The sequence below is a fragment of the Mesorhizobium sp. M0571 genome, from assembly GCF_040320985.1.
Classification (GTDB): domain Bacteria; phylum Pseudomonadota; class Alphaproteobacteria; order Rhizobiales; family Rhizobiaceae; genus Mesorhizobium.
This window is the reverse complement of sequence record NZ_JAMYQT010000006.1, coordinates 128,254-151,264: the sequence shown is the minus strand read 5'-3', so window position 1 is coordinate 151,264 and position 23,011 is coordinate 128,254. Positions and strand designations below refer to the sequence as shown.

The window sequence follows — 23,011 nt, the reverse complement described above, 5'->3', positions numbered from 1 at the left end:
GAGTTCGAAGGTGACGGCCTGCTTCAAGGGGGCTTATGTCAGTTCGCAACCTCAGCGATGTCTACCTTCGCTGCCTTGGCCTTGGCCCTTTCAAGCTTATTCACAGCCTTTCGCATTCTGGCGACCGCCTCTTTCGCCTTGTCGCCTTCGATTGTGTCCCGCTTGATCACTTCATTTTCGACCAACTGCGACAGGTTTTCGTTGCCGACCTTGATGTCGGGAAAGAGTCTTCGGATTTCCCTGCGCACTACAGAAATCACCGGCTCCGACCGGATGATCGCCGACACCGTAAACTTGTTGAATAGCTGGGCCTGTTGATGAAAGGCATCCATCGCATCGATTGTCAGCCCTTCCTTGGCAAACAGGAAAAGACACTGCAAATGGTCCTCATTCTTTGGATTCATGTCGGCGAAGCCGATGCGGCACACTTGCTCGTGGCTAATCTGATTTGCAACGTAGATCCGAACCAGCCGCCATTCGACCGCATTCGTCAGGATCACCCAGTGGATACCTTGATGAGCGCCGTAGTCGATAACTTGTCTCAGGTGATTATCCGCGAGCCCGCTACCCGCTGATTTGACCTCGACAAGCAATCTCAGCTTTCCACCGATCTTTATCGCGAGGTCGCAATATGTGGCCTTAATCTGATGCTCTGACGTAAGCTCATCATATTTATCATAGCCAAACACGTCGGCCAGGATGTCCTTGATCAAGGTAACCGTGTCGGCTTCCGCGACATCAGACTTTTGCTGAGCCAGGGTAATCCGTTGATATTTCTTTAGATTCGACGCAATTCGTTCGACGAATTTCTTTGGTAATTTATTCAATGACTCGCCCTCCCTATCCCCGGCGGGATTTGAGGACGAGTCTACTTGAAAGACAAGCGGAAATTGTCGCCTGTTTCTCCCTCCCGTGCGATCCCTGTCTGTATACAAGGGAAGCCGGCAGACGTGTAAGGCAGCGCCAGCTCGGTCTAGTCAGAGAAACCCAATAAACCGTCCGGCGAAAAGCACGGACGTCCAGAGAATCATCGAAAGCACAGCCAGCACGGTCACGGTCCCGCCAGCCGGCTCGTCACCGCCTCTTGCGCGGCGCATGAAGGCAAGGAAGTTGGCGCCGGCAAGCAGGATGAGCGTCATCTTGGCGAGGAAGATCGGCATCGCCGCATACTCCCTCGCCCTGACTGAAAAGAGCAGCGACCCCGTGACGAGCGCACCGGCGAACGCGCCCAATGCGATGCAGCGCAGCAGCGCGACGAACGCCGGCTGCGGCAGCGCGCTGAAGGCGCCCAGGATCTTGAGATCCATGAGCCAGACGCTGGTCAGCAGCGCGCCGATCGACATGATGTGCAGCGCATTGACGATGGGGTAGGCGAGGAAGGATGACTTCAGCCCCCGCACGAAAGCGACTTGCTCGATGCCGGCGAGGAACCCGTCCATTCAGGCCGGCGGCACGCGGTCGGGATAGACATCATAGGTCTTGCCGCCGACGACGACACGAACTGCCTTCATGCGCTTTTCGCTCTCGTCTTGCGAGCGGTTGCCGATCGCGGTCACCTCGTCGCCGACCTTGGCAACGTCCTCGGTGAAGCCGGCGGCGATCGTGCGGGACGGCGGTGCCATCTCCACCCGCCAGGCCTCTCCCTTCGCGTCGACGTCCAGCGTGGCGTGCGGGTTGCCGATATAGATGGCCGTGATCTTGCCCCGGAGTTCGAAAAACCCGTCCTGGGTCCACGACCAGCCGTGATGGGCATAGGCCGCGGTTGCGGCGGCAAGCATCACCGCCGCCGTCAGCGTGACGCCCCGAACCCCGTTGAAAGGTGACTGCATCGCTCGTCTCCTCGGTTCGGCATTCGAGAGTAGGTCACGGCGCGGCAACGTCAAATCACATAAGGCCTTGGTATCGGGAGGATTTCGATTCCCGATACGCCAATAGGAGATATCCTTGCCAAGCTCAGTGGCAGCACCCTTCCCCATACTGCAGCTGCTCCTGCCAGCTCTGCGCCCTGCCCTCGGGCGTGAAATCCATCAGGTTCCACAGGATCTCGCAGGTGCCGATGGCGCGCGGGTCCTGACCGGGTTCGGGCGGCGCGAAGCCGAGTTCGGAGCTCCAGAAGTGGCGGATGCCGTCGCCGTCGCGGTGGAACACCGAAAGCACCGGAAGCTGCGCGCCGTCCTTGGCCTCGGCCTGGTAGTCGCGCTTGAAGCTGTTGCCGGCCGAGGAAACCAGCCGCATGTTGGTCCAGCCGCGGTCACGGCCAAGCGTCAGCAGGTTTTCCAGCGCGGTCTTGGCCACGACAGCGAAATTGTAGCCGGCAGCCTCGAGATGCCCAATGGCGCCGTCGAACTGGTCGAGCAGCGCCGTGCAGGATGGGCACGGCTGGTCCTGTCTCGGCAGCTTCGCCGTGCCGCCGCTGGTCGCCACGTCGCGCGTCTCCTGCGGATGGCGCGGAAACATCATCGAATAGACGATCAGCGTGTCCTTGCCGGGCGCAAACAGCTCCGACAGTTTTATACGGGCCGGCTTGCCGTCGGCGCCAAGCCCGTCGAAGACATAATTCTGCGGCACCAGCCCGCCGGGCGGCAGCGCGCGGCGGGCGACGGCGACATCCTCCATGGCGCGGCGCAGTTCGATTTCCTTCTGCAGCAGCTCGTCGCGGGCGGCGCGATATTCCTGGGATTCATTGGGAAAGCTGATCATCGTCATCTCCATCTGCCGGGGCGGCGCGTGGCGGGAGGCGCCTTGCCTCCCAAGGACGCATCGCCAAAGACGGTTCCGACATTTTTTGCTGCGCCGTTGCCGCTCACTCTTGCCCATTCCGGGCGCTGGCGCCGCCCCTCATTGCCCTGCCGGGCATTTCTCCCCGTATAGTGACGGGGAGAAAGGTGCCTTCGCCGACGGTTTCGCCAATCTCCGGCGTGGCAGAGGGCGTGCCGGCGTTGCGGCCAGCCCCTTCTACCCGTCACTATACGGGGAGAAGGTGGCGGCAGCCGGATGAGGGGCAGCGCCGACTTCGCCAAATGGCGATCAGCTTCGCTGAGGCAAACCTATGCTCACCCCGCCCAATCCACCTCGACCATTCCCAGCCGCTGATAGAGCCTGACCGCGGCGGCGTTCTCGACCGTATTGGTCTTGAGATCGACATGCGCAGCACCCCTCGCACGAAACACCGCAAAGGCGTGGCGCATCAGCGCTTCGGCTATGCCCTTGTCGCGCGCCTCGGGGTGGACGGCAAGGTCCTTGACGAAAGCCCGCGTCCAGCAGAGCGCCGCACCCGCCAGACGGCCTTTGCGGTCGATGACCAGGAAACACAAACCGGGGTCGAATTCGGCGTCGCCCGAAACGCGCGGCCACCATTGGTCGAACGGCCCATCGGCGCCGTCGTCGAACACCGCGGTCAACAGCGTATGCAAAGCGAGTGCATCGGCGGCTTCGAAGCCGCGCATGAAAAACCCTTCCGGCCAGCGCGGCGCCAGAAGCGTGTCGTCGAGGACCTTGCGCAGTCTTATTTCGTTTGGCGCCGGCGGACGCGGCTCAGGCATCGGGCTGCATGCGGCGACGCAAGCGGTCGCTGTCAAGGCCGGTTTCGCCCAGCATACCCCTGCGCTTGGCGTCGTAATAATAGCCGCTCTGGTAGAGCCGGTCGGCGCGCTTGGGATTGCCGCCGCTGACCAGCCAGGCGCCGCGCAGATATTTCACCGCATATTTCAGGTTGGTCTCGGCGTCGAACAGGCCGCTCGCCGGCCCGTCATAGCCCATGCCGCGCGCCGTTGCGTGCTTGATCTGCATTAGCCCCCAATGGCCGTGATTGTAGGCTTTCGGGTTGAAGGTGCTCTCGCGGTTGACGACACTGCGCACCAGATCGACCGGCACCTGGTAGAGCGCGGAATATTTCTCGATCAGCCGCTCGATCTCGCTGCGGCCGCCGGCGTTCGACTGCCCCTCTGCCGGGTCGGTCGCGGCCAGGGCGGCCGGGTTCTGCGGCACAGTATAAGAAACCGGCTGAACGCCGGGCATGGCAGCGGTCTGTTCGGTGACCGGCATGGCGACAGCGGCCGTCACGGCGGCTGGCTGGGCGTTGGCCGTCATGACGCTGGGCGCAGAAGCCGCCAGCGGCGTCGGCCCGGCAAAGGCGGCGGCCGGCTCGACCGGCAGTGCAGCCGCCTGGGCGACGCCGGATGGTTCCGGCAGGACCGAAACCGTGTCGGGCAGCGCCAGCGTGAAACCGGCATCGGCAGTGGTGTTATTTTCAGTGAAGGCGGACGCCGGGGTCGACGGCGAAGTCGAGGTGCAGCCGCTGAGAGCGGTCAGAGCCAACACCGCCGCAAGGACGGGAAAGAGGAATTTTGCTGGCAAGCGGCGCTCGGGTCCGGTTCGTCGGGTGTTAAGAAGTCCTTACACCAGCATCTTTCCCCGGGCAATCCGCGGTACCCGGTGGTTTTCGGGTGGCGAGCCGGGCCGGGAAATGCGATATTGTTCTGGATTTGTACTTCGATTTTTCGGAAAGGAGCACGCCATGCACGCCCCTCATGCCACCATCGGCCACGCGGTCTTCGAAACCGTGCTCGGCTTCATGGGCATCGCCTGGAGCGAAGCCGGGCTGACCCGGCTCTGCCTGCCGCAGCGCAGCCGCGACGCGGTGGAGCGCCGGCTGTTGCGCCATGCTGCCGCCGAGCAGCCTGCGCAGCCCGAACCGCAATGGGTTACCGAGCTGATCGCGTCGATCAAGGCCTACGCCGCCGGCGAGGACGTCAATTTCTCCGGCGTGCCGGTCGATCTCAGCGGCGTCGACGAGTTCCGCCTGGCGATCTATGATGCCGCGCGAAAACTCGCCTTCGGCGAAACCACCACCTATGGCGAACTGGCCAAACGCGCCGGCCATGCCGGGCTCGCGCGTGAGACGGGCGCCGCGCTCGGCGCCAACCCGGTGCCGCTGGTCATCCCTTGCCACCGCATCCTTGCCGCCGGCGGCAAGATCGGCGGCTTTTCCGCCCCCGGCGGCTCGGCCACCAAGGAAAAGATGCTGGCAATGGAAGGCGTACGCGTCGGCCCGCCGCCGGCGGCGCAGGTGTCGTTCGGGTTCTAGGTATGTTGATATTCAGGTGATGCCGGCCTGCAAATGGCGGCTTCCTGCGCTTCCGGTGCTCACGTACCCAAAGTACGCTCCGCTCCGGTTCTCGGAATCCACCATTTTCAGCTCGGCCTGACCTGAATCTCAACACACCCCGGCGCATCATCTCGAAGACCTAATCCGGAAGCAGGCGCCGGCGGAAGCGTCGGTCGATCTCCACACGCTTGCATTTGTAGACGGTGCAGGAATTCGTATCGGCGCTCGGCACCGAAGCCCGCGCCCTAACCTCGCCCATATCGCAGAATTGCTGGCTCCGCACGTAGCGGTCGTAGAGCGCCAGCCCCGGCACGCGCGCCGATCTGTAGCGCAGGATGACCGCGCCCTCGCGCGCGATCGTCGCCTGCACCTTGCCGCAGCTCATGCGGGTCGGGTCGTAGCGCGAGACCGCCTGCGCCTCGGCGGCCACCAGCGTCAGGCAAGCGGCAAGCAGAACGATTTTCATGGCCCTCTCCCCAAACCCGGCCGCGCCCGAAGCCGGCGCGATCCTGCCGCGTCAGGCGCGCAACAACGACGCTCTCACGCGATTGGGGCGGCCGTTGGGCAGCGTTGCCGCGGCGCCATTTTCCGCCCCGTCTTGTTTTTTGCGCGAAAGCATATTATATGCGGTCCATTGATATTTCGGCCGATCGATCCGGGCCTCGCGATATTCGCGTTTGCTGACGTTCTATCTCCAAAATCTCGATACAAATCGGCTGGGTTTCGGCCCAGTCAAACCAAAGCAAACGTAAAGGACTATCGAAATGGCAACAGGTACGGTCAAGTGGTTTAATTCCACCAAGGGTTTCGGCTTCATTCAGCCTGACAGCGGCGGCGCGGACGTTTTCGTCCACATCTCTGCAGTCGAGCGCGCTGGACTGTCGACCCTGGTTGAAGGCCAGAAGATCAACTTCGAGATCGAGCAGGACCGCCGCACTGGCAAATCGTCCGCTGGATCTCTGAGCAAGGCAGCCTGATTTTGCGAATGGCGCGCGCCGGGCGATAGCCCGGGGCGTGCGGCAAGTCACGGATGTACTGGCGGTCGCGCGAGAAGCGCGCCGGAGCGAAAGACCCCGACAAGCCGAAGCAGCAGATTGCTGCCGGCCCGGCCAAAGCGCTCCCGATCAGGCTACCAAGCATGGGAAGGCGGGATTTTGTCCCGCCTTTTTGCTGTCTGGATTTCAGACGCCGACAATTGGCGAAACCGGCAACACGGCGTCCTTCTCCCCGTCACTATACCGGGAGAAGTGCCCGGCAGGGCGATGAGGGGCAGCGCGACGCATCAGACCTACTAATCGCACTGCCAAGCACGACATTACGACAAAGGGCTGGCGCCGCCCCTCATCTGGCTGCCGCCATCTTCTCCCCGTATAGTGACGGGGAGAAGGACGCTTTCGCCGAAGATTTCGCTAACCGCCAACGTTGCTCAGCAAGGTCGGCGAGTTGCACTCAACCCACCCACTCCAGCGGCACGTGCCCCGGATCGGCCTCGACCCGTTTCAGCCAGGCGGCGACCGCCGGATAAGCGTCGAGCTGAAAGCCGCCCATCTCGGCCGCATGCGTATAGGCATAGAGCGCGATGTCGGCGACGCTGAGCGCCTCGCCGGCGAAGAATCGGCTCTCGGCCAGGCGCTTGTCCATGACGCCAAGCGCCTTGTTGCCGCGCTCCAGCGTCAGCGCCAGCCGCTCCGGCGTCGCATCCCTGGCCCGTTCGGGAAAGGTCAGCAGCGCCCTGCGAACGGCGATATAAGGCTCGTGGCTGTATTGCTCGAAGAAAAGCCACTGATAGGTCAGCGCGCGTTCATATCTGTCCGCCGGCAGGAACCGCGTGCCTTCGGCGAGATAGAGCAGGATGGCGTTGGATTCGGCAAGCCGCCGGCCATCGTCGAGTTCGAGCAGCGGCACCATGGCGTTCGGGTTCTTGGCGACATAGTCGGGCTTGCGCGTGTCGCCAGTATGCGAGCTGACCTCGACGTTGGTGAAAGGGATGCCGAGCTTGGCCATCAAGAGGCGCGGCTTGTAGCAATTGCCGCTGTCGATCATTCCGTAGAGTATCATTGGCGCTCCCTTTGCTCCTGCGACGACAGCGTCGAGGCTCGATGAGCCGACCGGCTTTATCGCGACAACGGCGGCTTCATCCAGTGATTTGTTTTGGCGTATCGATCAGCGCCGCTGATGCATCGGGATGTGTCGAGATTGCCGGCATCACCGGGATATCGGCATGGCCCGAAAGGAATTATCTAAAAGTCTATTGGTACAATATCTCATTTTTCTCTGCGGCTGCCGTTTTAATTTCATGGAATAATTTAACAATACCAAACGCAGAGGTAAACATTCGTCTTATCCCCTTCTTGCCCTTCAATCCTTCTATTAGGATGTCCCTTTTTGCAAGGACGTGCCCCTGAGATGCTCCTTTGTCTCGAAATATTTCGACCTGCGGATCGGACGGGTTAACGTCCTTTATCAACCTATAACACCAATACGCCGCCGACGGGTTGCTGTCCGAAATTCTCTTAAATCTTTCTATCGCTTCGACAAAATTGCCAGATCTCTGTTGTACCCCTGCAATTCTATATGTTGCGATGTCACTACCTAGACTCTCCGCTATCGAATAATACTCCACAGCCAAGTCTGTGTTTTGAAAGGCGCTGTCCATATCGTAGGCTATACCCAGTGAGTACGCTGCCGCTGCTTTCTTACCCTCATACTTCATTGCATCTAAGAGAATCGATGTTGCCGCCTGCATATCACCTCTCTGGAGAGCCTGCTTAGCCTGCAACAATTGAAGATCATCCTCGTCAGACATACGTTTCTCTCTCATTTCGGTCGTCTGCGATCCGGTATCGTGACTTGATTTGGGCCGGCACCATGCTAGCCGAATAAAGGCACGACGTTGTTGTCCATGCCAAGCAGCCTGTCGATAGGCAGCGGTTCTTCATCGAAGACCATGCCGGCCAGCGCCGGCCGCGCCAGATGATAACCCTGCAAAAGGTCGACGCCGCCATCCAGCGCGACGCGCAAACGAGTGGCATTCTCGATTCCTTCGACCAGCACCTTGGTGCCGCGGTCGTGCAGCGCCGAAACCAGCGGCCGGAAGAACCGTTCGGCGGCGGCATGGCGGCAGAATTCGGCGAACCAGGTGCCGTCGATCTTGACGATGTCGGGCTGCACGAGGGCGACCCTTTCTTCCGTCGAATGCCCGGTGCCGAAATCGTCGATGGCGATGCGGATGCCGTCGCGCCGCATCTCACGCGCCAGCCTGACAAGCAGCTTGTCGCCGGCCGCCTGCTCGGTGATCTCGCAAACCAACATGCCGGGATGCAGGCCGAAATCCGCCAGATGCCTGGTCATCAGCCTGATTTCGGCCAGTGCCCGTGCGGGATCATCATTGATCAGCGGATTGTAGTTGAAGAACAGGTCGAGCCCGTCGAGGCCGATGTTGCGGAAATTGCGCAAATGCAGCACCCGGCACATGGTTTCGACAAACAGGCGATCCGCTGCCGGCACGCCTTCGAAGAACATTTGCGGCGCCACCGGCCTGCCGGCACGATGCGGCTCGATCAGTCCCTCCACCGCGACGGCGGCGAGAAACCTGCCGCGCGGCGCGAAGACCGGCTGGTAGGCGCTCCTCAGCCGGAATGTGCCGTAGACGCCGTATTCGATGCCGACCTCGTCGGCAAAGATCGCCTCGCCGACCTTGCGCCGCATGTCGGCTTGCCCGGTCACGATGCCACCCTGCGGCCGAAGGCCCGCATCCGTCGCCGCGGCGGAACGGCCGCAGGCACCTTCTCCATGTCCGGCGACTCCGCGGCCGCCTGCCCGCTCTTGTCGAAGACGTGAAAGCTGGTCGGCGCAAGCTCAGGGCGCGCCAGCACGTAGCCCTGCACCATCGAGGCGCCCGACTTTTCGGCGAGCTCTAGCTGCCAGCCCGTCTCGATGCCCTCGAATACCGTTCGGATGCCTTGTTCTTCGAAGCTTGTCACCATGGCGGTCAGCAAAGCGAAGCCGGCACCGGACTCCATCAGTGTCATGATCCAGTCGGCGTCGAACTTGACGATGTCTGGCCTGAGCTCCTTGATGCGATTGATGTCGGACTCGTCGGCGCCGTAATCGTCGACGGCAATGCGCAAACCATTGCCCCTGAGCGCCTCGACGAAATTGTAGAGCGTTTCCTGCGATGCCGATTTCTGCTCGGTGACCTCGCAGACGACGCGGCGCGGATCGATGTCCGCCTCGTGCAACACCAGCCGCATGTCGCGCAGCGCCTTATCGGCAATGCTGCGATCGGTGAACACCGACGGATCGAAATTGATGAAGATCGAGGCGTCTCGCGGCAGGCAGGCGCCGGCGTTCAGAAGGTGCAGCGTCCTTGTCAGCGCCTCGATGTGCAGGCGGTCGACAGCGGGACAGCTGTTGAAGAAACTCATCGGCGGCTGCGGCTCGCCGTCGCGGAACGGCCGGATCAGCCCCTCGAAGGCGACGACGGAATGCTTGCCCTTGTTGAAGGCGAAGATCGGCTGGAAAGCGCTTTGCAGCGTATAGGCGGCCCAGACACCGCTGGCGGTGCCGTCATTGTGGCGGATGATATGGGCGAGCCCGATGCTGCGCGTCACGGTTCCTCGCTATGCGAGACTTGGCGGACCGGGTTGCGATCCCTGCCATTCAAACTTTTACCGGCTGTTGATGAATTTATTGTTGCCGGGATTTGCGGGCTGGCTCATCCGACAATGCTTGCGCCCGGGCTTGCGCTTGACAAGATGATACGACATGAGAGGCGCCGCGGCGCCTTCGCCGCGCCGGTCCTTTTTGGAGATACCTGTCATGGCCTTTCTTGCCGACGCCCTGTCCCGCGTGAAGCCTTCCGCGACCATCGCGGTGACGCAGAAAGCGCGCGAGCTGAAAAACGCCGGCCGGGACGTGATCGGGCTGGGCGCCGGCGAACCGGACTTCGACACGCCCGACAATATCAAGAACGCCGCAATCGAGGCCATCCGCCGCGGTGAGACGAAATATCCGCCGGTATCCGGCATCGTGTCGCTGCGCGAGGCGATCGCGAAAAAGTTCAAGCGCGAGAATAATCTCGACTACCGGCCGGAGCAGACCATCGTCGGCACCGGCGGCAAGCAGATCCTGTTCAACGCCTTCATGGCGACGCTGAACCCCGGCGACGAGGTGATCATCCCGCGGCCCTATTGGGTGAGTTATCCCGAAATGGTGGCGATCTGCGGCGGCACGTCGGCCTTTGCCGACACCTCCATCGACAACGGCTTCAAGCTGACCCCGGCGGCGCTGGAGAAGGCGATCACGCCGCGCACCAAATGGCTGTTGATGAACTCGCCGTCCAATCCGTCGGGCGCCGCCTATGCCGAAGCGGAGCTCAAGGGCCTGGCCGACGTGCTGTTGAGACATCCCCATGTCTGGGTGCTGACCGACGACATGTACGAGCATCTGATCTATGGCGACTTCGTCTTCAAAACCATCGCCGAGGTCGAGCCGAAACTCTATGAGCGCACGCTGACTATGAACGGAGTGTCGAAGGCCTATGCCATGACTGGCTGGCGCATCGGCTATGCGGCAGGCCCGGTGCCGCTGATCAAGGCGATGGACATGATCCAGGGCCAGCAGACCTCCGGCGCCTGCACCATCGCCCAATGGGCGGCGGTCGAAGCGCTGAACGGGCCGCAGGATTTCATCCCGAAGAACAAGGCGATCTTCCAGGGCCGGCGCGATCTCGTCGTCTCGATGCTCAACCAGGCGCGCGGCATCACCTGCCCGTCGCCGGAGGGTGCGTTCTACGTCTATCCCTCCTGTGCCCAGCTGATCGGCAGGAAGACCAAGAGCGGCAAGGTGATCGACGGCGACGAAACCTTCTGCTCGGAACTGCTCGATGCCGAGGGCGTGGCGGTTGTTTTCGGCTCGGCCTTTGGCCTCGGCCCGAACTTCCGCATCTCCTACGCCACGTCGGAGGCATTGCTCGAAGAGGCCTGCACGCGCATCCAGCGTTTCACCGCCTCGCTGATCTGATCGGGCATATTGCTGCCAAAGAAAAACCCGGCGCAAGCCGGGTTTTTCAGCCCAGAACCTTTCAGCCGCCATACTGCTCGTCGTTCACCTTCTCCAGCCAGTCGACATGCACACCCTCGAGCGCTTCCTGCATGGCGATATGCGTCATCGCCGATTTGGGCGCGGCGCCGTGCCAGTGCTTTTCGCCGGCCGCGAAGGAGACGACGTCGCCGGCCCGGATCTCCTGTATCGGCCCGCCCCAGCTTTGCGCGAGGCCGGCGCCGGACGTGACATAGAGCGTCTGGCCGAGCGGATGCGTGTGCCAGTGGGTGCGGGCGCCGGGCTCGAAGCTGACCGTGGTGGCCCTGAGCCGCGCCGGCGCTTCCTTCTCGATGATCGGCGTCTGCAACACCCGGCCGGTGAAGTATTTGTCCGGCGCAATGATCGTCGGCACGCTGCCGCAGGCAATGATCTTCATCGTCGCAAATCCTCGCTCTAGTTCTAATGTGGTGGGCGGTCCGGCAACGGCCGTTCCTTCTGTCTAGACCCTACCACTTTCGTCCGATGCCGGCTGCATGCCCTGCCGGCCGCGGACAAGGCGCGGCCAAAACAGGCCGGTGCGTCCGCGGTAGGCGTTGTAGGCACCGGCCAGCCTTGTCCGCGAAAATTTTCGCTCTTCGTCCAATGCTGCGATCGCGTAGATCGCAACGATGCCGGCGACCGGCACCACCGCCCAGACCGACCAGGTCGCGATACCCCACCCTATCCAGAAGATGATGTAGGACGTGTAGAACGGATGGCGGACGTGGAAATACGGGCCTTCGGTCACCAGGCTGTCGGGAGTTTCGGGGTCGAATGCGAAACGCAGCCGCGCCTTGCGGGAGACCGAGATCGCCCACCAGAACAGCGCCGAGCTTGCCAGCTCGATGGCGAGCCCGCCGATCTTCGCCGTCCCCGGCTGCCGCTCGATCCACAGGAGCGCAAGAAAGAACAGCGCCGTGCCGACGACGACAGCCGAAATGACCATGGCGCCTGGAGACATGGTCGGCGACTGGAAATGCGCGCGCATGGACCAGGCATATTGGCCGAGCGTGGCGATGCTGCTGATCGAGACGAGAAGGTCGAGAGTGGATTCCATCATCAGGGTCCCGGGGTTAGCTGTGGTGGATTCGCTGCATCATACCCGGCAGAAGCCGAGAAATCATTTCTTAACCACCACTCTAAACAACATGGTGACCTCGGCATGCAATGTTGACGTTGAGACAATTCGAAGGTCCAACACGCTATGGCCGTTTCCCATCGCACGATCCGCACACCGCAAGCGGATTTGCGCCTCAGCCAGTCGTCGGGACCCGGCGTCCCGCTTGTCCTGATCCATGGGTCGGGCAGTTCGCGCGCCGTATTCGCCCGTCAGTTCGACAGCCCCTTGGCCGCTGCCCATCGGTTGATTGCCTTCGACCTGCCCGGTCACGGAGAATCGTCGGACGCCCGCGATCCGGCGACGGACTACACCATCGCCGGTCTTGCCCAATCGGCGGCTCAGCTTCTCGATGGCTTGGGGATCGACCGCGCCGTCGTCTTCGGCTGGTCGCTCGGCGGACACGTGGCGATCGAGCTCGCGAGTCTCCACCCGGCGGTCGGCGGACTGATGCTGACCGGCGCACCGCCGGTATCGAAGGGCCCTTTCGGCATGCTGCGCGGCTTCCATGCTCATTGGGATATGCTGCTGGCCTCCAAGAAGACGTATTCCGAACGCGATGCCGAGCGCTTCGAAACGCTCTGCTTCGGCGACACCGCCGACCCGTCGTTCCGCAAAACCATCCTGCGCACCGACGGCCGGCTGCGCGCCGCGGTGACGCGCGGCATGCTCACCGGCAAGGGCGCCGACCAGAGACAGGTGGTCGAGCAAGCCGCGTTTCCGGTCGCCATCGTCAATGGCGAGAACGACCCGTTCGTCCGGCTCGGCTATTTTGAAACGCTCGCCTGCGGCTCGTTGTGGGAGCAGTGCCACATTATTTCCGGTGCCGGGCATGCGCCTTTCTGGGAGCGTGCGGACCTGTTCAATCCGTTGCTCGCGCGCTTTGCCGAGGCGGTCGTGGCGCAGCGCGTGGACGGAACTCCGCTGGCGTCGCGCCAAGCCGGCACCGGCTGAACCCGGCCCCCGAACTTCAACCTCAAATCCCTTGCCCTCCCGGCCTGCCCGTGGGACGATGCCGCTTGGGTAGGTGGCAAATTGAAAAAAGCCTCGCCCGCGACGGCCGACAGGCCGGCCGCCGCTCACAGGGAAACGCCTGAGTGGAGGTCAGCCATGGGTACTCGCGCCGGAGGACGACGCACGGGACCGAAATGCATTGCCATAGTCGGTCCCTTCGCAAGCGGTAAGACGACACTTCTCGAAGCCATACTTGCCCGTACAGGCGCCATTCCCCGCCAGAATCCCGTTTCGTCGGGAAATACCGTTTCCGATCATTCGCCCGAGGCGCGCGCTCATGCCATGAGCGTCGAGGCGACCTTCGCCACCACCGAATTCATGGGCGAGCCGTTCACCTTCGTCGATTGCCCCGGCTCCATCGAATTCTCCTTCGAAGCCGAGCCGGTGCTGGCCGCCTGCGATGTCGCCGTGGTCGTCGCCGAAGCCGACGAGAAGAAGATCCCTGCCCTGCAGCTGATCATCCGCAAGCTCGACGATCTCGGCGTGCCGCGCATCCTGTTCCTGAACAAGGTCGACAAGGCGATATCCGGAGTGCGCGACACGCTGAAGATGCTGCAGCCGGCGAGCTCGGTGCCTCTGCTGCTGCGCCAGATCCCGCTGCGCAAGGACGGCGTCGTTATCGGCTCGATCGACCTCGCTTTGGAGCGGGCCTACATCTATCGCGAATATGCCGAGAGCGAGGTCGCCCAGATCCCGAGCGACGACAAGGCGCGCGAGCTCGAGGCGCGCTTTTCCATGCTGGAGACGCTCGCCGACCATGACGACCAGCTGATGGAGCAATTGCTGGACGAGATCGAACCGCCGAAGGATGCGATCTTCGACGATCTCGCCGCCGACCTGCGCGACGGCACGGTGACGCCGGTGCTGATCGGCACCGCCGAGAAGGGCAATGGCGTGCTGCGCCTGTTGAAGGCGATCCGTCACGACGCACCCAATATAGAGGCGACACGCAAGCGCCTCGGCGCTTCCGATGGCGATGCCACCGCAGTCCAGGTGATGAAGACCATCCACACCCCGCATGGCGGCAAGCTGTCGGTATCGCGCATCCTGTCCGGCCAGGTCGCCGATGCCGCCGAGCTGTTCCTTTCCAGCGGCGAAACGGCAAAGGTCTCCGGCATCTACAAGATGCTCGGCAAGGACCAGTTCAAGCTGAGTTCGGCCAAGGCCGGCGACACGGTCGCGCTCGGCAAGCTGGACGCCGTCAGGACGGGCCAGACGCTGAGCTCGACCAAGGGCGGCATCAAGCCGCTGGCCACGCTGGCACCGCCGCAACCGGTCTTCGCCTTCGCGCTGCGGCCGAAAGAGCGCAAGGACGAGGTGAAGATGTCGGCGGCCATCCAGCGCCTGGCCGAGGAAGATCCCTCGCTCAACCTGCATCACAACCAGGATTCCGCCGAAACCGTGCTGTCCGGGCATGGCGAGATGCATCTGCGCGTCGTGCGCGAGCGGCTGGAAGGCAAGAACCAGATCCCGGTCGAAGGCCATGTGCCGGCCGTGCCCTACCGCGAGACGATCCGCAAAGCGACGCAGCAGCGCGGCCGCCACAAGAAACAATCGGGTGGCCACGGCCAGTTCGGCGACGTGGTGATCGAGATCAAACCGCTGCCGCGCGGTTCAGGCTTCCAGTTCACCGATACGATCACCGGCGGCGTCGTGCCGAAGACCTACATCCAGTCGGTCGAGACCGGCGTGCGCGATTACCTGAAATCCGGCCCGCTCGGCTTCCCGGTCGTCGATGTTGCCGTCAACCTTTCCGACGGCTCCTACCATGCGGTCGATTCCTCCGACATGGCCTTCCAGATGGCGGCGAAGCTGGCGATGAAGGAAGGCATGGCCGCGTGCTCGCCGGTATTGCTTGAGCCGGTGATGAAGGTCGAGATCGTCACGCCGTCCGACGCGACGTCGAAGATCATCGCGCTGATCCCGCAGCGGCGCGGCCAGATCCTCGGCTACGACGCGCGGCCCGGTTGGCCCGGATGGGACGTCGTCGAGGCGACCATGCCGCAAGCCGAGATCGGCGACCTCATCATCGAGCTGCGCTCGGCCACGGCGGGTGTCGCCAGCTACCGGGCCGTCTTCGACCACATGGCCGAACTCACCGGCCGGTTGGCCGACGAAGCGCTGAACGCCAACGGCAAGGCCGCCTGAAACAGCAGCTGGCCGCCAGGGTACAAGGAAACGGCGCCCGGATCATGGGGGCGCCGTTTCATTGCGGACCGTCTTCGTGGGAGGCGAAACGGCAGGTCCGCCGCATGCTTGCCGCCGGTGCTTGGCGGAGGAAGGTTCGGACGCGGTAGCCGCCTGAGCCCGGGTCGTCCGAGTGATGCCCCCATCCCCCGGACGAGCCACACCGCGTCCTATGCTCTGCTTAGTCGATTTGGCGCGCCTGCGGCATGTTACCCGAGGTTACATGTCACTGTTACGCGCCAGTTCCGGCCAATTTTCCGTCGATGCGGCTTGATTTCAGGCAACAAAAAAGCCGGATCAATGAAGACCCGGCTGAGTTTGATTGGAAGTGCCTGTTAAGGCTAACCTCCAGAGGGGAACACTCGAGAGCGCTAATGGGAGGAGAACGCGCTCAGGAGATGATCTATATATCTGCTCTTCATGCCCAAGAAACAAGCATCTATTTTGCAACACACACATGCAAAAAGGCGCCGGCTGTGGTCTAATCCGTCCCGAAGCGCAATAGGACCAGTTGAATCGCCGAAATGCGGCGTGCGGCAAGGCAAAAATCGATCCGTAGCCGCGAAACAGCAGCGATTCTTGCTCGGAAGAGCGAAAAACGCAGGATGACGTGGAATCGGGCAGCACGCGTTTATTTTTGCGGCAGCCTGACCGTGCTGGTGCATGTCGCCCAAAAGCCCGCCCTCGGGCTTGACCCGAGGGTGCAGCGGTTTGGGATAACGACATGCACAAGAATAAAGCCTGGAGCGCGTCGCAAGAGACCGTTCAAGGGTGCGCTTTGGGTAAGGAGACCTCCATGCGGGCCGTTTCGGCGATCGCCGGCAGCGCTCTGTTCCTTGTTGCGGCGCCCGGCGTTGTCGCCGGACTGCTGCCTTGGCTGCTGACCGATCGCTATCGCCTGCCCTGGTCGAGCCTGCCCGGTTTCGTTCCGGTCGGCTGGCTGCTGGTTATCGCCGGCACAGCCGTACTGCTGCACGCCTTCGCCCGGTTTGCCGTGGAGGGTTTGGGCACGCCCGCCCCGGTCGCGCCGACCGAGAGGCTGGTCGTCGGCGGCATCTACCGCCACGTCCGCAACCCGATGTATGTCGCTGTGCTGTCGATCATCCTCGGCCAGGCGCTGCTGTTTTCGAGCTGGACGGTGGCCGCCTATCTAGTCATCGCCGCGGCCGCCATGATCTCCTTCGTCAAGTTGCATGAGGAGCCGACGCTTGCCCGCCGCTACGGCGCCGAATACGAGGCCTACCGTCGCGCCGTGCCCGGCTGGCTGCCCCGCCTGACGCCTTGGCGTGGATGACTCGGGAAATGGAGCGGCGCCGTCTCAGGGTGTGTTGAGATTCAGGTCAGGCCGAGCCGAGAAAGGTGGGTTCCGAGAACCGGAACGGAGCGTACTTTTGGGTACGTGAGTACCGGAAGCGGAGGAAGCCGCCGTTCGCAGGCCGGCCTCACCTGAATATCGACATACCCTAGAACGACCAGCTTCGGGCCTTGGCGATGATGAAATCGCGAAAGACATGCAGCTTCGCCTGGTTCTTCATCGCGTCGGGATAGGCGAAATAGGTGTCGAAGGACGGCACTTCGGTCTCGGGCAGCAACTGCACCAGCCCGGAATCCTTGCTGACCACGTAATCGGGCAGCATCGCGATGCCGGCACCGCCCTGCACCGCCCGCTTGATCGACAATATGTCGTTGATCTGCAGCGTCGGCACCCTTTGCCCGCCTTCGAAATCGCCGACCGTCTCCAGCCAGTTCAGTTCCGACAGATGCGCCGGCACCGGCACGCCGAAGGTGACGATGCGATGGGCCTTCAGCTCGGCGATGGAATTCGGCTTGCCGTATTTGTTCACATAGGAGGGCGCCGCGTAGAGATGGAAATGCACGGTGAACAGGCGGCGCTGGATGAGGTCGGGCTGCTGCGGCTGGCGCAGCCGGATGGCACAGTCGGCCTGGCGCATGGTGAGGTCGAGCTCCTCATTGGCCAGGATGAGCTGCAGGCTGATCTCGGGATAGAGCTCGATGAACTCCTGTACGCGCTCGGTCAGCCAGCCGGCGCCGAGGCCGACCGTGGTCGTCACCCTGAGCACGCCGGAGGGCCGGTCCTTGGTTTCGGTCAGCCGCGACTTGATGGTTTCGAGCTTCATCAGCACGTCGTGCGCCGTGCGGAACAGCATCTCACCCTGCTCGGTCAGCACCAGGCCGCGGGCGTGGCGGTTGAACAGCGGCACGCCGACGTCATGCTCGAGAGCGCTGACCTGCCGCGAGATCGCCGATTGCGACAAATGCAGGGTTTCCGCAGCATGGGTGAACGACCCCGCTTCCGCTGCGGCGTGAAACACGCGTAGCTTGTCCCAATCCAACGCCATGATTTCCCCTCGTCCTGTTTTCTGGCGTCCGCCTGTTTTTGGCGTCTGAATGAAAAATCAGGCTTTTGCGCGGCTTTTCTCAGCCGCTTGTTCAACAATCACTCCGCCGCTTCGCGGTGAACCTCGATCCCGGCGAGATATTTTTCCGCCTCGAGCGCGGCCATGCAGCCGAGCCCGGCCGCCGTCACCGCCTGACGGTAGATATCGTCGGTCACGTCGCCGGCGGCGAACACGCCCGGCATGTCGGTGCGGGTCGAATCCGGCGCCGTCCACAGATAACCGTTCGGCTTCTGCTTCAGCTTGCCGGCAAACAGCTCGACCGCCGGCGCATGGCCGATCGCCACGAACACGCCGTCGACCACCAGATGCATCTCCTGGCCGGTCACCACATTGCGCAGCTTCAGCCCTTCGATCGACGGCGGCAGCGGCGCCTTGCCGGGCCGGCCGGTGATCTCATCGACCACCGTGTCCCAGATGACGCGGACATTTTCTTTCTGGAGCAGCCGCTCGCGCAGGATGCGCTCGGCGCGGAAATCGCTGCGCCGGTGAATGACGGTGACGCTCTTGGCCAGGTTGGAAAGATAGAGCGCTTCCTCCACCGCCGAATTGCCGCCGCCGATCACCGCGACATCCTTGCCGCGATAGAAGAAACCGTCGCAGGTGGCGCAGGCCGAGACGCCAAACCCCATGAAGGTGTGTTCGCTCGGGATGCCCAGCCACTTCGCCTGCGCGCCGGTGGCGATGATCAGCGCATCGGCGGTATAGGTCGTGCCGGAATCGCCCTTGGCGCGGAACGGCCGCACGTTCAGGTCGACCTCGGTGATGATGTCGTTGACGATGTCGGTGCCGACATGCTCGGCCTGCTTGAGCATTTCGCTCATCAGCCATGGACCCTGGATCGGGTCGGCGAAGCCCGGATAATTTTCAACGTCGGTGGTGATCATCAGCTGTCCGCCCTGCTGCAGGCCGGCGACCAGCATCGGCTTGAGCATGGCGCGGGCGGCATAGATCGCCGCCGTATAGCCGGCAGGGCCGGAGCCGATGATGAGAACAGGCGCGTGCTTGGTGATCATGAAAAGCCTCTGCGGGGAGCAGCCGTGGATTGCGGCATGAACTCTCGTCGATTGTTGCGCGTAATGTAAGTGTTGCCTGCGATGCCAGCAAGGCAAGTTGCCGTTCGTCCCCGGAAAGCTTTGGCGCGACGGTGGCGGCAAGCAACCCGCGGCAAGACGATGCGAAAATCCTCGATCCACCGGATGGAATGGACAGCAAAGTCGTTTAACTACAAAGTCGCGAAAGATTCTTTCGCGTGACCACGGAAGCTGCCATGCCGATCAAGGCCGATCTCGATGCCATCGACTGGAAGATCCTGCGCGAGCTTCAGCAGGACGGGCGTATGACCAATGTCGAACTGTCGAGCCGCGTCGGCATTTCGGCGCCGCCATGCCTGCGCCGCGTCAGGCGGCTGGAGGAGGCCGGCGTCATCCGCGGCTATCGCGCTCTGCTCAATGCGCCGGCGCTCGGCCTCGACGTCGTCGCCTTCTGCCTGATCGGCCTGCATCATCAGGCCGACGCCGAGCTCAAGACCTTCGCCGAGCGCACCCGCGGCTGGCCGATCGTGCGCGATGCCTGGATGGTGTCGGGCGAGTCCGACTTCCTGCTGCATTGCGTGGCAAGCGACCTCGGTACCTTCCAGACCTTCGTCATCGAGGAACTGGCCTCGGCACCCAATGTCGACACTGTGCGAACCGCGCTGACCATCCGCCGGGTCAAGGACGAAGGCCTGGTGGCGTTTTCGGCTTAAGTGGGTACGATCCCAGGCAAAGCGCCTGAGAAATAAAAAACCCGCCTCGGCGGCGGGTCGTCGGCGCGAATCAGCACCATAGCTAGATTAGTAGCATAGCTGCCGGCACAAAGCAAGAACAAAGTTGCCGGCCTTCATTCCAGCTTGGGTTCCTCGCCCCACGAAAGTGGGGAGAGGTGGCTCGGCAAAGCCGAGACGGAGAGGGGAACCGCGCTCTACGAAAGCCCCTCTCCGGCCGCTGCGCGCCCACCTCTCCCCCGCTTCGCGGTGGGCGAGGAACCCAGGTCTTGAGAAGTCGGCGGGACAGCACCCCCTGCCGGCCATCTGCCCCTGCAAGGGGAACGCGCGATCACCCCGCGTCGCAGAGGCGCGTTTCGACTATTTCGCACAAATGGTGATAAAGGCACAAATGCCCCTGCTGGATGATCGGCGTCGAGGTCGAGGGCACGTTGAGCAGGATGTCCGACAATGGCTTCAGCTTGCCGCCGGTGTCGCCGGTCAGGCTGATCACCGTCATGTCCATCAAGCGCGCCTGCTCTGCGGCGGCGAGGATGCTTGGCGAATTGCCGCTGGTCGAAATGGCGAGCAGCACCGCACCCGCCGAGCCGTGCGCCTCGACCTGGCGCGCAAACACCGTGTCGAAGCCGTAATCATTGCCCCAGGCGGTCAGCACCGCCGCATTGGCCGGCAGCGCGATGACGTTGTAGGCCTTGCGCTCCCTGAGGAAGCGGCCGACCAGCTCGCCGGCGATGTGGATGGCATCGCTGGCCGAGCCGCCATTGCCGGCTATCAGCAGTGCCTTTCCTTGCGAAAGCGCCGCGACCACGGCGCTCACCGCCCGCTCCATCTCACTGGCAAGGTCGCGCTCGATCATCGCCGAAATCGCGGCCGCCGAGCGGACCAGGTATTCGTTCAGTTCGGACATGAAACCCTCAGTTGCCGGCGCGCAATCTGCCGATGGTGCCGGTCGTGCTTTTGCCGGCGACGAGGTCGACCAGCACGACGCGCCCGCCCGCCTTCTGCACCACATCGGCGCCGACCACCTGATCGACCGTATAGTCGGCGCCCTTGACCAGTATGTCGGGGCTCAGCGCTTCGATCAGCGAAAGCGGCGTATCCTCCTCGAAGATGACAACGGCGTCGACCGAGGCTAGCGCGGCCAGCACGCAGGCGCGGTCATGCTGGTCGTTGACCGGGCGCCCCGGCCCTTTCAGCCGGCGCACCGAGGCGTCGCTGTTGAGGCCGAGCACCAGCCGGTCGCATTGGCTGCGCGCCGCATGCAACAGGCTGACATGGCCGGCATGCAGGATGTCGAAACAGCCATTGGTGAAGCCGACGCTCAAGCCCTCGTCCTTCCAGGCCGCCACCAGCCGTGCTGCGGCGGCGGCATCGAGGATCGCATCCTTGTGGGCAACCGGACCATGCGAGCGAAACAGCGCACCGGTGAGTTCCTCAATCGTCAGCCGCGCGGTGCCGCGCTTGCCCACCACCACGCCGCCGGCGGCGTTGGCGATGGACCCGGCCATGACGCGGTCGGCGCCTGCTGCCAGCGACAGTGCGAATGTCGCGATCACCGTGTCGCCGGCGCCCGAAACGTCGAACACTTCGCGCGCTTGCGTGGCGACATGGCGGGCGTCGTCCGGACCGACGACGCTCATGCCCTTTTCGCTGCGCGTCGCGACCACGAAATCCAAACCGTGCGCCGAAATCAGCTGGCGCGCCGCCGCCTCGATCTCGTCGTCGGCGAACACTGCGCGGCCGACCGCCTCGCCGAGCTCCTTGCGGTTGGGCGTGATTGCCGTCGCGCCAGCGTAGCGCGCATAATCGCTGCCTTTCGGATCGACCAGCACCGGCTTGCCCGCCGCGCGGCAGATCGAGATCAGCTCGCCGGCGACGCCGTCGAGCAGCACGCCCTTGCCATAGTCGGACAGGATGACGATGTCGGCCCGCGCCAGCGCTTCGCGGAAGCGCCCGACCAGCATCGCGCGCTCGGCATTGCCCAAAGGCTTGATTTCCTCTTCGTCGAAACGCAGCACCTGCTGGTTGAGCGCGCTGAAGCGGCTTTTGGACGAGGTCATGCGATCGGCATCCTGTGCCAGCCCGCCGATGTCGACGCCAAATTCGCCGAGCATGCGCATGAGGTTTTTGCCGGCCTCGTCAGCGCCGATCACCGAGACCGGTATCGCGGCAGCGCCGAGCGAAACGATATTGGCGACGACATTGCCGGCGCCGCCCATCGCCAGCGTTTCGCCGCGCCCGTGCAGCACGGGGATCGGCGCTTCCGGCGAAATGCGCTCGATCACGCCATTGACGAAACGGTCGAGGATTAAGTCGCCGACCACCAGCACGGTGGCGTTGCCGAACCGCGAGATGGCGCGGTGAAGAGGTTCGGGAGGAGGCAGCTTGATCATGTCAACGCGCGGGAGAGCCGATTTCAGTGACAGGGAGACTCGATTGGCAGGGCCGACCATTCATGGCGATGCCGATATACCGCAATTTCAGCCAACGCAACGGCAGGGCAGCGGCAGATCGCGGCGGCGAGACAGTCCGTCAGCTTTTCTGCAACGCGACATGCACGCCTAGCCCGACGAGCACCGCACCGCCGGCGCGTCGCATCAGGCGCTGCGCCCGGCTCGAGCGCCGCAGCCTGGCGATCACCGCGCCGGCCAGCACCACGCAAACGATGTCGGCCGACGAGAACATCAGGTTGACGATCGTTCCAAGCACGACGAACTGCAGCCAGACCGGAAACGCTGCCGAGGCGTCGATGAATTGCGGCAGGAACGCCATGAAGAAAATCGCCGTCTTGGGATTGAGCACCTCGACGGCAACGCTCTCGAAAAAGGCACGGCGGGCGGATTTCGGCTGAATTCCCGGCAAGACGGCATCGCCTTGCGCCTTGGCGCGAAACAGCGAAACACCGAGCCAGATCAGATAGAGCGCACCCACCAGCTTGACCGCCATGTAAAGCACCGGCACGGCATGGAAAAGCACCGACAGGCCGACAGCGGCGGCGAAGACATGCACATAGCCGCCGAGATGGATGCCGAGCGCCGCCATCAGGCCGGACCAGCGGCCGCGCGCCATGGTTTGCGCGGCGGCATAGAGCATGGCCGGGCCGGGGATATAGGCGAAGATCGCCGTGGTGGCGAAAAAGGCGACAAGCAGTTCGGTTGACGGCATTACCTTGCTCCTGTCGCCGATCGGCCGGCAGGCCGACTGAAACGAGACCTTTGCGGCGCCACTATGGCGCTCACCCGGCCGCCCCGCCACCTCTTTGTCGACAGCCCGGCCCGCCTCCCCTATAAGGCCAGAATCCCACAAGGGCTACAATCGGC

At 63.2% G+C, this 23,011-nt stretch carries 25 protein-coding genes; 7 read left to right on the top strand and 18 right to left on the bottom strand.

Annotated features, from left to right (window positions below; translation table 11 throughout):
* Positions 1–38 precede the first annotated feature (38 nt).
* From NKI85_RS10255 to NKI85_RS10230, 6 genes are all read right to left on the bottom strand, one after another.
* The gene (locus NKI85_RS10255; RefSeq protein WP_352776695.1) at positions 39–827 is read right to left on the bottom strand and encodes a hypothetical protein; all 789 of its coding nucleotides are present in this window, start codon (positions 825–827) and stop codon (positions 39–41) included.
* 150 nt (positions 828–977) lie between these two features.
* The gene (locus NKI85_RS10250) at positions 978–1,439 is read right to left on the bottom strand and encodes a hypothetical protein (protein WP_352523298.1); all 462 of its coding nucleotides are present in this window, start codon (positions 1,437–1,439) and stop codon (positions 978–980) included.
* A complete protein-coding gene (locus tag NKI85_RS10245) occupies positions 1,440–1,829 on the bottom strand; it encodes a DUF6152 family protein (RefSeq protein ID WP_352523296.1) in 390 nt (129 codons plus the stop codon). It abuts the gene before it with no gap.
* A 124-nt stretch (positions 1,830–1,953) separates the two neighbouring features.
* Positions 1,954–2,700 carry a DUF899 family protein gene (locus NKI85_RS10240; protein ID WP_352523295.1) on the bottom strand — a complete coding sequence of 249 codons (747 nt, stop codon included), beginning with the start codon at positions 2,698–2,700 and terminating at the stop codon, positions 1,954–1,956.
* A 353-nt stretch (positions 2,701–3,053) separates the two neighbouring features.
* Complete coding sequence (locus NKI85_RS10235; protein ID WP_352523293.1) at positions 3,054–3,542, bottom strand: GNAT family N-acetyltransferase; 489 nt, start codon at positions 3,540–3,542, stop codon at positions 3,054–3,056.
* Entirely contained in the window at positions 3,535–4,356 is an 822-nt protein-coding gene (locus NKI85_RS10230; RefSeq protein WP_352523292.1) for a transglycosylase SLT domain-containing protein, read from the bottom strand. The genes NKI85_RS10235 and NKI85_RS10230 overlap by 8 nt, the downstream gene beginning before the upstream one ends.
* A gap of 160 nt (positions 4,357–4,516) precedes the next feature.
* Here NKI85_RS10230 and NKI85_RS10225 point away from each other — a divergent pair, with 160 nt between their 5' ends.
* Positions 4,517–5,086, top strand: coding sequence for a methylated-DNA--[protein]-cysteine S-methyltransferase (locus tag NKI85_RS10225; protein WP_352523290.1), 570 nt, complete (start codon positions 4,517–4,519; stop codon positions 5,084–5,086).
* Positions 5,087–5,246: 160 nt separating this feature from the next.
* Here the strand turns inward: NKI85_RS10225 and NKI85_RS10220 are convergent, their stop codons facing one another.
* A complete protein-coding gene (locus NKI85_RS10220; protein WP_352523289.1) occupies positions 5,247–5,573 on the bottom strand; it encodes a hypothetical protein in 327 nt (108 codons plus the stop codon).
* A gap of 298 nt (positions 5,574–5,871) precedes the next feature.
* On the opposite strand from NKI85_RS10220, the gene NKI85_RS10215 reads away from it, so the two are divergent.
* Positions 5,872–6,084, top strand: a complete 213-nt coding sequence (locus NKI85_RS10215; RefSeq protein ID WP_023678332.1) for a cold-shock protein — start codon at positions 5,872–5,874, stop codon at positions 6,082–6,084.
* A 472-nt stretch (positions 6,085–6,556) separates the two neighbouring features.
* Here the strand turns inward: NKI85_RS10215 and NKI85_RS10210 are convergent, their stop codons facing one another.
* The 4 genes from NKI85_RS10210 to NKI85_RS10195 all read right to left on the bottom strand — a co-directional run bounded on the left by NKI85_RS10210 (position 6,557) and on the right by NKI85_RS10195 (position 9,720).
* Positions 6,557–7,165 carry a glutathione S-transferase family protein gene (locus NKI85_RS10210; protein WP_352523287.1) on the bottom strand — a complete coding sequence of 203 codons (609 nt, stop codon included), beginning with the start codon at positions 7,163–7,165 and terminating at the stop codon, positions 6,557–6,559.
* A gap of 190 nt (positions 7,166–7,355) precedes the next feature.
* Positions 7,356–7,913, bottom strand: a complete 558-nt coding sequence (locus NKI85_RS10205; protein WP_352776694.1) for a tetratricopeptide repeat protein — start codon at positions 7,911–7,913, stop codon at positions 7,356–7,358.
* A 65-nt stretch (positions 7,914–7,978) separates the two neighbouring features.
* Entirely contained in the window at positions 7,979–8,833 is an 855-nt protein-coding gene (locus NKI85_RS10200; protein WP_352523285.1) for an EAL domain-containing protein, read from the bottom strand.
* Positions 8,830–9,720 carry an EAL domain-containing protein gene (locus tag NKI85_RS10195; RefSeq protein ID WP_352776693.1) on the bottom strand — a complete coding sequence of 297 codons (891 nt, stop codon included), beginning with the start codon at positions 9,718–9,720 and terminating at the stop codon, positions 8,830–8,832. Before NKI85_RS10195 ends, NKI85_RS10200 begins: the two co-directional genes overlap by 4 nt.
* 208 nt (positions 9,721–9,928) lie before the next feature.
* On the opposite strand from NKI85_RS10195, the gene NKI85_RS10190 reads away from it, so the two are divergent.
* Positions 9,929–11,131: a pyridoxal phosphate-dependent aminotransferase gene (locus NKI85_RS10190; protein WP_352523283.1), complete on the top strand. Its 1,203-nt coding sequence runs from the start codon at positions 9,929–9,931 to the stop codon at positions 11,129–11,131.
* A 61-nt stretch (positions 11,132–11,192) separates the two neighbouring features.
* On the opposite strand, the gene NKI85_RS10185 is transcribed toward NKI85_RS10190, so the two are convergent.
* Both NKI85_RS10185 and NKI85_RS10180 read right to left on the bottom strand, forming a co-directional pair.
* The gene (locus tag NKI85_RS10185) at positions 11,193–11,588 is read right to left on the bottom strand and encodes a (R)-mandelonitrile lyase (protein ID WP_352523282.1); all 396 of its coding nucleotides are present in this window, start codon (positions 11,586–11,588) and stop codon (positions 11,193–11,195) included.
* Between the two features lie 63 nt (positions 11,589–11,651).
* Entirely contained in the window at positions 11,652–12,251 is a 600-nt protein-coding gene (locus tag NKI85_RS10180) for a methyltransferase family protein (RefSeq protein ID WP_352523281.1), read from the bottom strand.
* A 144-nt stretch (positions 12,252–12,395) separates the two neighbouring features.
* On the opposite strand from NKI85_RS10180, the gene NKI85_RS10175 reads away from it, so the two are divergent.
* The 3 genes from NKI85_RS10175 (at position 12,396) to NKI85_RS10165 (ending at position 16,803) form a co-directional block, all read left to right on the top strand.
* Complete coding sequence (locus tag NKI85_RS10175) at positions 12,396–13,262, top strand: alpha/beta fold hydrolase (protein ID WP_352776692.1); 867 nt, start codon at positions 12,396–12,398, stop codon at positions 13,260–13,262.
* Positions 13,263–13,418: 156 nt separating this feature from the next.
* Complete coding sequence (locus tag NKI85_RS10170; protein WP_352523278.1) at positions 13,419–15,470, top strand: elongation factor G; 2,052 nt, start codon at positions 13,419–13,421, stop codon at positions 15,468–15,470.
* 835 nt (positions 15,471–16,305) lie between these two features.
* Entirely contained in the window at positions 16,306–16,803 is a 498-nt protein-coding gene (locus tag NKI85_RS10165) for a methyltransferase family protein (protein ID WP_352523276.1), read from the top strand.
* Positions 16,804–16,972: 169 nt separating this feature from the next.
* On the opposite strand, the gene NKI85_RS10160 is transcribed toward NKI85_RS10165, so the two are convergent.
* Both NKI85_RS10160 and trxB read right to left on the bottom strand, forming a co-directional pair.
* A complete protein-coding gene (locus NKI85_RS10160; RefSeq protein ID WP_352523275.1) occupies positions 16,973–17,869 on the bottom strand; it encodes a LysR family transcriptional regulator in 897 nt (298 codons plus the stop codon).
* Positions 17,870–17,967: 98 nt separating this feature from the next.
* Positions 17,968–18,942 carry a thioredoxin-disulfide reductase gene (gene trxB / locus NKI85_RS10155; RefSeq protein ID WP_352523274.1) on the bottom strand — a complete coding sequence of 325 codons (975 nt, stop codon included), beginning with the start codon at positions 18,940–18,942 and terminating at the stop codon, positions 17,968–17,970.
* Positions 18,943–19,196: 254 nt separating this feature from the next.
* On the opposite strand from trxB, the gene NKI85_RS10150 reads away from it, so the two are divergent.
* The gene (locus NKI85_RS10150; protein ID WP_352506729.1) at positions 19,197–19,673 is read left to right on the top strand and encodes an Lrp/AsnC family transcriptional regulator; all 477 of its coding nucleotides are present in this window, start codon (positions 19,197–19,199) and stop codon (positions 19,671–19,673) included.
* A 349-nt stretch (positions 19,674–20,022) separates the two neighbouring features.
* Here NKI85_RS10150 and NKI85_RS10145 read toward each other — a convergent pair whose 3' ends face one another.
* From NKI85_RS10145 to NKI85_RS10135, 3 genes are all read right to left on the bottom strand, one after another.
* On the bottom strand, positions 20,023–20,598 hold the full coding sequence (locus tag NKI85_RS10145; protein ID WP_352523273.1) for a D-sedoheptulose-7-phosphate isomerase: 576 nt from the start codon (positions 20,596–20,598) through the stop codon (positions 20,023–20,025).
* A gap of 7 nt (positions 20,599–20,605) precedes the next feature.
* A complete protein-coding gene (gene rfaE1, locus NKI85_RS10140) occupies positions 20,606–22,084 on the bottom strand; it encodes a D-glycero-beta-D-manno-heptose-7-phosphate kinase (RefSeq protein WP_352523271.1) in 1,479 nt (492 codons plus the stop codon).
* A gap of 139 nt (positions 22,085–22,223) precedes the next feature.
* On the bottom strand, positions 22,224–22,856 hold the full coding sequence (locus tag NKI85_RS10135; RefSeq protein WP_352523270.1) for a LysE family translocator: 633 nt from the start codon (positions 22,854–22,856) through the stop codon (positions 22,224–22,226).
* Between the last annotated feature and the right edge of the window lie 155 nt (positions 22,857–23,011).